Raw genomic sequence first — 10,598 nt, forward strand, 5'->3', positions numbered from 1 at the left:
GCCAATATTAACAAATCGGATAAAACAATGAAATGTCGCGGATGCTATCTTAATAAATATAACATGGGCTTGCCTGAACTTATGTTATGTTCTATAATAAACCTAATTATGTTTATTAATACAAGAGGAGTCAGGATCAATGCATTTAGGTGTATTAAAAAAGTTTTTAAATAAAAAAATAGATGGAAAAGAAATCAATACAGAGGCTGCAGGGAAAGCTGATATTACAGAGAAAGTAATACTGGAAGATCAGGAGATAGATATTGAACAGAAAAAAGAACTGATCGAACAGGCAAAGCAGGAAAAACTGGATCAGATCCGGGCAATGGAAGATGAGATAAATGCAGAGGAAACCGCTCATGTTCATGAGATCTGTGCAGGAAAAGAAAAGGACAAGGTATGGGCGTTCTGTGCCGGGCAGTACAGTAATGATTTTCGGGGGAATCCAAAATATCTGTTTTTGTATATCAATAATTATAGAAAAGATATTGTTCCATACTGGCTGTGTGATGATGTAGAACTGATCGAGATGATCCGTGGTATGGGCTTTCATGCATATCGCATGGGAACACCTCAGGCAGAAACGATCATCAGCTATACCGGCGTACTGGTTTCTGAGCAGGTAAAGGCATTTATTCCGGATGGACTGGAACAAGCAAAGTATCTGAATCTCTGGCACGGTGTTGGCGGTGTAAAGGTTGTAGAGCGTAAGATCAAAGAAGGACGTTTACTGCCGGAACTTGCAAAGAAATATATTGCAAGAAATGAATATTATCGTACCTATGAATTATATCTGGCACCATCTGCATTTATCGAGAATATAGCAAAGGCGGAGCTTGGATTAACGGAGAAGCAGATCGTAAGAGCCGGATATCCAAGATGCCTGTATCAAGCGAATTATAAGAAGATTGAAACATATGATCATGATCTGATCGGACAGAAGGGGCTTCCGGAGGATACCAAGATTGTTGCATATACACCAACGTATCGGAATAATCCGGATGGTGAGCTGTTCTCCAAGGCAATTCCGGATATTGACCGTATCATAGAGGTATGTGAGAAAGAGCATCTGTTGATGATATTTAAGATGCATCCGCTGCTTGAAAAGGAACAGGGATTCCTCTGGGCAAAGCAGAGATATGCAGATTGTAAATGGCTTTTGTTCTGGGATAACACCAATGATTTCTATGAGATCTTAGATAAGATCGATCTGTGTATCATGGATTATTCCTCTATATTTACAGATTTTATTGCGGCAGGCTGCAAGCATTTCCTGCGGTATGCGTTTGACTTTGACAATGACGATCTGGATTTCCCGATGGATTATGATGAGGTTACACCGGGCCGAAAATGTAAGAATTTTGATGAATTGGTTCAGGCACTTTCGGAATATGAGAAAGACGATATCAGCGATAGTCTGGATCGGATCAGTAAGCTGTACTGGGAGTATTCTACTTCAGACAGTATGGATAAGATCATTGACAGCACGATCGCATTTGTACCGGAGAAGGTAGAGCTTCCAACTCTGTATAGCTTTGATATCTTTGATACGCTGTTTTCCAGAAAGGTACTCGATCCGGTTGGCATCTTCTACTATGTACAGGAAAAAATGCAGGAGGATGGAGGGTTCCCAAGAGCGCTTGTTCTGAATTATCCATCGATCCGTAAAACATCAGAAGCAAATGTAAGAGAATATTATAATAAATCAATTGCACTTCGTGAATCAGAAAAGGTTGAGATTCAGTTTGATGAGATCTTTGCCCGTATGGCATCCGTATATAATCTGACAGATGAGCAGGTACAGAAGCTAAAGGCTTGGGAGCTGGAATGTGAATATGACAATGTAGTCCCGTTGCCGGAGCAGATCGATATGATTAAGAAATATCTGGCACAGAAAGATACGGTTATTCTGGTCAGTGATATGTATCTGCCGAAGAATGTGATCCTTGAGATGCTTCGCAGAGCGGAGCCGATGTTAACAGAACTGCCACTGTATCTGTCCTGTGAATATGGAGTTCAGAAGGTATCACAGCAGTTATTCTTTGAAGTATTTGCAAGTTTTGAACCATATTATGATTTTAAGAAGTGGGTTCATTATGGTGATAATCCGATTGCCGACCACAATCCACCAAGAAAGATTGGAATCGAAGTAAGACAGGTTACAAAACCGGAATTTTCCGATATTCAGACACAGTTGGTAGAACAGCTTGGAACGTATGATTCCTATCTGGTGGCTGCACTTCAGACCAGAATGGCTGCAAAGGCAGTATATACAAGAGATGAATTTGTATCCACATTTGTGACGATCTGCATGGTTCCATATGTAGACTGGGCGCTTCGGGATGCAATCAGAAGAGGATATCAGACGTTATATTTCATTTCCCGTGACGGACATCCATTAAAACGGATCGCAGATGCGATCATTGAGGCGCGGGGACTTAACGTAAAGACAAAATACATCTATGCATCCAGAAGAACATGGAGAATCCCTTCTTTTATCCACGAGGTTGACCGTGAATTCTGGGAGCCATATGGCAGTTTTGGAAATATCACTTCTAAGGACAAGCTGTTAAAAGCAATGGATCTGACAGACCGTCAGTTCCGTAAGTTTTTCCCGGCGGTTGTTTTGGATGGAGTTAATTTTACAGATAAGAAAGTATTAAATGGTCTGATTGACATATTTAAAAAGTCCGAAAGCTATAATCAGTATCTGATGAAAAAGGGAGCAGAAGAACGTGTACTTGTCAGCAGATATCTGGAGCAGGAGATTGACCGGACAGAGAAATTTGCCTTTGTGGAATACTGGGGCAGAGGTTATACACAGGACTGCTTTGTCAGACTGTGGCATGATATTGTAGGGGAAGAAGTGGATGTACCTTACTATTACAGTAGAACGGTACTTCCGACGATTGGTCATTCCGTACGATATAATTTCACGACCAATAATACGGCACAGTTCTTTATGGAAGGTATCTTTGCCAATATGCCATATAAGAGTATTGAGAAATACCAGGTTGTAGATGGCAGGGTAGAACCGGTCATTGTTCCGGTTCCACACGATACGAGTCTGTTTGACTCCATGCAGAGACTTCTTCCGGAATTTGCATATCAGTATGCGAAGCTTCCACTTCATACACCGGAAGATACAGACCGGATGCTGTATGAATTTGCATTGAATTATTATAGAAATAATCTGGAAAATGAGGAATTTGCTGAGCAGATCGGTGGACTGGTAGATTCGATTTCCCTCTATGGTAAGAAGCGTGAATTTGCACCGCCATTTACCATGAAGATGTTAGACAGCTTTGCGTCGAAGGAGAAAACCCGTGGAATGGGAAGTGTTACGACGAGTATCACCATGTCTGTAACCCGTGCTTCGGAAGAAGTAAAGAGACGGTATTTTGAGATGTACCAGATCATGCCGGGTGATGGATATGCTTCCGGCAGACTGTTATCAGAAGGAGAACTGGAAGAGAACAGAAAATACAAAGAGAAATACGAAGAGATCAAGGAGCGTGCAGAGCGATTTGCCGAATTATATGACGAGGCATCGGATGTATACGGTATTGAGAACAAGATCGTATTTGTAACAAATGCGAAGAATTTTACATCCGGATATCTTGGCAAGATGGCAGAAATGATGAAAGCACATAAGGAATTTTCGGTTGTTTTGCTTCGTATGGGTAACACCAAAAAGACGGATGAAGAGATTGCAGCGATTGTTGCATCTGCAAGATACATTATTGTTCCGGCAGCAATCCACCTGTTCTGTCGGACATCCTTCAGAATGGGAACAGATATGATCATGCTTCGTGATAATGCATTTAACCTTTATAATCAGGGGTATGAGGTTCACTATTTCCTCAAATGGAAGCAGAAATATTTTGATTATGTCCTGAATAATGATACGGATATCCTTCAGGTTCCATCGGAACATCAGAGAGCGGAATTTGATAAGCAGTTCTCGCCAAAGGAAATGGATCGGGAAGTTTTGTATGGAAACTGCAGTACGGATATGTATTTTGATAAGGACTTCATCAGTGAGGCAAAACAGAAGCTGCAGGATCTTTTCCCAGAGACAGCAGACAGAAAGGTTATCCTGTACATGCCAACGCTTCGTAGAGTGAATTCCAGCAGCATATGGGCGAGAATCTTCAATATGCAGGCATTAAGCAAACTGATCGGTGATAAGTACTGTGTGGTTGTCAGCCTGAATGTGATCCAGAGCAAGAATGGATTTAAGAATGAACTGGAAGTAGAAGGCTTCAGTAAATGTATTAACAAGAACAATGGTATGACGATCCGTGCCTTAATGGTAGCAAGTGATGTGATCGTAGGTGATTACAGAGATTCCTTCTTTGAGACAACGATTCTGCGTAAGCCGGCATATTCGACCGCCTATGATTATGAGAAGATCATCAAGGGGCTGAATATGTCCCTGCATGCAAATGCATTTGATCAGAACCTGTTCTGCCCGATCGTCAGAACCGAACAGGAGCTTGCGGATCAGTTGAAGCAGATCGATCACTATGATTATCAGAAGATGGATCAGTTCCGGGAGAAGATGTTTGCAAACTGCGACGGACATTCCATGGAGCGTGTGCGTGATTATCTGCTTGCACATTACAAGGATTACGATAATCTGGTTACAAAGGATGAGCAGAAAAAGAATAAAGAATTTTATGAGAAATATCAGGAGCTGAAGAAGGTTGCGGATGAATTTGCAGAGGCATATGAGCTGGTCGTTCCGGAAACGGATATTGTAGATCAGATCGTTCTGTTATCTGAAAGAGCACTCACAAATAATGATCCATTGTTCCAGTTGAAGGAATATCTGAAGGAACAGAAGATCTCCTGTAAGGTATTAATGCTGGATCAGAAAAAGACGGATCTTCTGCTATTAGCAAGGGAGCTTGCAACAGCAAGATATATTGTGACTTCAAAACCTGTTTCAATCCTGTGTCGCTGTGAACTTCGGGAGGAAACAGAGCAGATTATGTTGCCAGAGCTTGCATTTTCATTATATAAGAAAGAACTTCAGGCTGTTGATGAGATTAGGTGGAAGAGAAAGGGTGCGCATCTTGCTGCGCAGAATCCGGTTTCGGTGCTTCAGATTCCGTCTGAAGGACAGGAAGATCTGTTCCGTAAGACCTATTCCGGAAATGGAAATGTTTATTGTGGACTGAAGGGAAGTTGCAATACGGATCAGTATTTTGACCAGAAGCTGATAGAGGAATCCAGAAATGCACTTATGAAGCTGATACCGGAGCTGAATGGACGTAAGATCATTTTGTATATGCCAAGCTGGAGAAAAGATAAAGAAACCAGAAAGACGGCGATGCTTTCTCTGAGCAAAATGCAGACAGCGCTTCAGGATAAGTACATGGTTGTGCTTCATTTTGATCAGGCAGGTCAGAAGGAAAAGAACCTGGAACAGTACGAGATCCCTGGTTTCTGCAAGGTGCTTGAAAAAGAGATTCCGGCACGAAGACTGCTGATGGCAGCCGATGTGATCGTGGGAGATTACAGTGCTTTATTCTTTGAGAGTGTGCTGCTTGGAAAACCGATGTATTCATCTGCATATGATTATGAGACATTCATAGAAAAAGACAGCATTCAGATAACAGCAGAAGAATTTGCAAATGAAATGTTCTGTCCGATCGTGAAGTCTGCAGAAGATCTGGTGAATGAGATCCGACAGATTGAATCATATGATTATCAGAAGCTGGAAGTATTTAGAAAAGATGTATTTGCTGACTGCGATGGTAATTCAGTCAGACGAGTTGCAGAATATCTGCAGCAACAGAGATAGAAAATGTGACAACAATACAGGAGCCGTTCCCGATTATGGGGAGCGGCTCTTTTTACTTTATAGGAAAGTTTGTCTTATAAAGTAAAAAACTCCAGAAATTTGTTATGCGAAGAGAGCGTTTCTTTACGGAATAAACGAAATATGGGATTCCTGGTTATATTTATAAAGAATTAGGTGAAAATATATTGAAATGAAGACCCGGTTGTGTATAATATTAAATATCTATATTCAGGTATAGCAGTTTCTTGCGCTCAAAATTAAAGAGATGCGTATAATAATATATCTGAAGGAAGCAACAAAAGAGCAAAGAACAACAAAGAATAAAGAGAACAAGAACAACAAATGGAGGTAAAGAGAATGGGAAGGAAAAGCAAAAAAGTAGTTGCGCTTTTATTGGCATTGCTCATGGTCTTCTCAGTTTGTTCACCAGTCAGCGGTGGAACAGGTCTTGGAAGTACCAGTGCAAAAGCTGGAAACAGTGCACAGCCGGCGACAGCGTCAGATGCAGAGGAGAGCGAAAAGGGAATTACTCCTTTGGCAAATCCGGATGGCTTGACGCTTAGTGATTTCACGATCAAGGTGAATGGAACTACGGTTTCAGACGATTCCAATGTTAAGAATGGTGATAAGGTTGGAGTTTCATTCAAATGGGCAATCGCAAATAATTCCAGACTTAAGAGTTTTAATGTAGATCTGGCAGCACAGGGAATTACGATTAATGATTATGCAGAAACAGAATTGTATGATGAAACCGGTGTTGATGTTGGTACCTGGTATATTCAGGACGGAAAATGTTATATTACATTAAAAGATGAATTCCTGGATGAAAGTGAGATCAATGGATGGGCAAATATTGATGGCTCTGTTGATTTTGCAGATACTGATCTGGATACAGAGAATAAAGGAACGATCAAGATCGGAGATGCCAGCTTTACGGTCAATGTTGATCTGAATGAGTCAGAAAGCTATGCAGGCTCCAACAAGAGCAAGGGTACTGTAACATGGAATCCGGATGGTTCTATCACACAGTCCTATGAAGTAACGGTCACAGCATATAATGGCAAGGTTACGCTTGGGGATGCAACAGAGACGATGGGTTCTGCGCTTACGAATATATCAAATATACAGGTAAACGGAACCGGTTACACAAGCTGGTCAGATGCACAGGCAGCAATGTCAGGCATGGTTCTTGATTCGAAGGATGAATCAGCAAAAACAGCGAAGATCATCTATGATGTAACAGTCAGTGCAGCAGATGTAAAGCAGGCATTTGCGGAAGGTGATGTGAATATCTTCGACAATAAGTTCTCAGTAAAATATAAGACGAATAAGGACAATGACAAGGATACAGGCAGTGTTACAACAGGGCTTAATATCAGAAAACCATCGTTGTCCAAGAACGGAACTTGGAACACGGATGCATCCGGCAAGAAGACATCGATCACATGGACAGTTAAGCTTCAGTTGGGAGATCTGACAAAGGATCCAACCTTTGATATTAATAATGTAGCGATCAAGGATACATTAGGACAGTATCTTACAGCTTCCGGTCTTCCGGCAGGGGTAAGCCTTGCTGATCTGAAGCTTAGTGACTTTACAAAGAATGGTGATACATACAAATTCACATATACAACGGATGTAGCAGATACTGCCTTGGATTCTGCACTTCCGACAGTGCTTACAAATGATGTAGATGTAGATTTTGATGGAACGAAATATAAAAAGACTGGTACCATGCAGACAGATGGCAAGGGTATTCTGGATAAGGAATTTGTAAAAGCAAATGCAGATGGTACATTAACATGGAAGATATCGATCAATATACCTGCATCAGATACGATCACAGAAGTGTCATTAAATGAATCCGATAAATCAAATGGAAGCTGGCAGTCATTTGTGTCTAATGTGGATATTGAGGGAACAAATGTCATCAACAATGGTTCTCTGGTAGCCGGAAATGGAATTGTAGCTTCTGTCACGAAAGCAGATCAGTGGGGTATCCAGTTCCGATTTGATGATGCGTATATCGCATCAAAGAAGGGACAGGTTATAGAGGTTACAATTATTACCAAGCCGGAAAATCTTACAGATGGGGCAAATTTTATTAACCATGCAAATCTGACTTATAAGGATAAGAATGATACAAAGTTCTCTGCGGATGCAGAAGCAAATTATAAATATACAAATAGTCTGGATAAGACAGGAACGGTCAGCACAACAAAACTGAATACGATCGATTATTCGTTATCTATTAATTTATCTGAGATTTCCGATGATCTGAAGGTTGGCGATGTGATCACAGTTACTGATACGCTGCCTGATACGCTGCAGTTTAATGATGATGCTGAGCTGCAGCTGAAAAAATGGGCAAACCAGTGGTATTCACAGGCAGATGGCAGTGCAGCAGCCATCACGGGAAGCATCAGTGGACATACGATCACATACTCGATCCCTGTTACACAGCAGATATTGGATGGTATAGCAGATGTAGCATCGAATACTTCATTTACCAAGTATGTGGCAGAGATTACATATTCTGCATCGGTAGCAGATGATATATTAACAGATTATGTTAAGAATGGAGCATCAATCAATGTTACAAATAATGCAGAGGTTTCCTACAACGGAGAATCCAAGGGAAGCAGCTCCACAACAAATACGATCACACCTGGAGATACAGTCAAAAAGTCAGGTGTATATATTCTGGAACAGAAGAAGAACAACGGCGAATTAACATCTGTCAAAGATCAGGTTGTAGAATATACCGTATATGTCAATACAAATGCGGCTAAGCTTGCAAATGGAGGTACGATCCATGCAGAAGATACAATGGGAAGTGCCTTGTTGTTCCAGGCAGACTCTCTCCATGTCTATGCATATAATGGAGACGGTAATCCGGAAAAGGATGCTTCCAACTGGACAGATATCACATCAAACTGTGCATACTCCTATGATGCAGGAAGCAGAACAGTAAAGATGAATCTGCCGGATGGCAAAGCATTAAAGCTTGTATACCGTGCAGAAGTGAATCAGGTGGTTGGAGGAAAGCTGGATGCATCAAATGCATCAAACAGCTTCAGCCTTACAGGTTACACAGGCTCAAAGGGATCAACAAGTTCAACTATTTCAACAACTGTTCAGGAGCCACATGCGGGCGTAGAATCAATATATGGTTCTATTACATTATATAAATATTGGACAAATGGCAACAATCAGATGCAGATGTTAAATGGTTCAGTATTTGCATTATATAAATGTAAGACAAATGCTGCAGGCGAATGGATAAAAGATATTGAGCCTGCTCCGGTTATGAGTAATATCTCATTAGGCGCAGATGGAACTAAGGAAATCAACAGACTTCCATATGATCAGGTATTTGCATTGTATGAAAAGACGGCGGATGATGGTTTCTCTGTTCAGAAGGAGCCATATTACTTCATGGTCAGCAAGAGCAGCAGTGATGTCGTAGCTCCAAGCTGGGTTGATCAGCGGTTTAACAGCGGATATCTGTATTATGAGAACAAGCCGGGCAGCTTTACAGTAGAGAAAACGGTAGATGGAGATACAGATTCTCTACAGAGCTATGAAGAATTTACATTTGATCTGCTGGAGATCAATGCTCCAAGTATGGCGGACGGAAAAGTAGTATACAGTGGAAAATCAGGCGGTGTCAACAGACAGACCACCTCCAGCAAAACGACCGGTGCCGGAAGCTTTGGTGAGATTCAATATACAACAGCAGATATAGGAAAGACCTTCTATTATAAGGTGTCAGAGCAGAAGGGCTCTGTCGATGGAATGACTTACGACACTTCTTTCTATATTATATCTCTTGATGTTGATGCAAATGCAGCCCAGGGTATTTATACGAAGAATGTGTCAGTTAAGAAATATAAATCGGATGGTACGCCGATTGCAGGAACTTATTCTGCAAGTGCCTTAGGATTTGACAATTCAACTGCACCACAGAAGGGCGATCTGAAGCTTGAAAAGATAGTAAGCGGTGATTATACACCAACAGCGGGAACAGTCTATAAGGTTTCAGTAAAAAATAAGGCAACAAACAAGTATTACGATAAGGACGGCAAAGAAAGTACTTCTCAGGTATATATCGAAGTACCGGCAAATGGAGAAGTAACGATCAAGGATCTTCCAATTGGAGATTATACAGTAGCTGAGAATGAAACGGATGCAGCAAAAGCTGGTTATGCATTAACAGTAACCGGAACGGGGGATGTTAAGGTAACTAAGGATACAACCACGACCGCAACCGTAACGAACACTTATACCCAGGATAAGGGAAGTTTAACCGTAGCCAAGGCAGTTGTAGGATATGACTTTGGAGCAGCAGGTAAGAACTTTACAATTTATGTAACAGATGCAAATGGAAAGTATGTCAAAGAGGATGGAAGCATAACAGCAACCAAGACAGGAATCAGCGTGCCGGCAAACGGAAGCGTAACGATCAATGACATACCGGTAGGAACCTATACAGTAGCCGAGAATGAAACGGATGCAGCAAAAGCTGGTTATGCATTAACAGTAACCGGAACGGGGGATGTTAAGGTAACTAAGGATGCAACAGCAACCGCAACCGTAACGAACACTTATACCCAGGATAAGGGAAGCCTGACGGTAGCCAAGGCAGTTGCAGGGTATGACTTTGGAGCAGCAGGTAAGAACTTTACTATATATGTAACAAACGCCAGTGGAGAATATGTCAAAGAAGATGGAAGCGTAAGCGCAACCAAGACAGGAATCAGCGTACCGGCAAACGGAAGCGTAA

2 protein-coding genes are annotated in these 10,598 nt (G+C 41.5%); both read left to right on the forward strand.

Going from position 1 to position 10,598, the window contains the following annotated elements:
* The first annotated feature begins 139 nt into the window (after positions 1-139).
* Positions 140-5,812, forward strand: coding sequence for a CDP-glycerol glycerophosphotransferase family protein (locus DXB77_RS10460; protein WP_118663188.1), 5,673 nt, complete (start codon positions 140-142; stop codon positions 5,810-5,812).
* 357 nt (positions 5,813-6,169) lie between these two features.
* Positions 6,170-10,598, forward strand: a 4,429-nt coding sequence (locus DXB77_RS10465; protein WP_147353818.1) for a DUF5979 domain-containing protein, incomplete at its 3' end; no start/stop codon positions are given.

The sequence above is a fragment of the Clostridium sp. OM05-9 genome (assembly GCF_003481465.1).
Classification (GTDB): Bacteria; Bacillota; Clostridia; order Lachnospirales; family Lachnospiraceae; genus Coprococcus; species Coprococcus ammoniilyticus.

Coding starts and splice junctions, on each gene's coding strand:
- DXB77_RS10460 (WP_118663188.1), top strand. CDS start 140: ATGCATTTAGGTGTATTAAAAAAGTTTTTAAATAAAAAAATAGATGGA.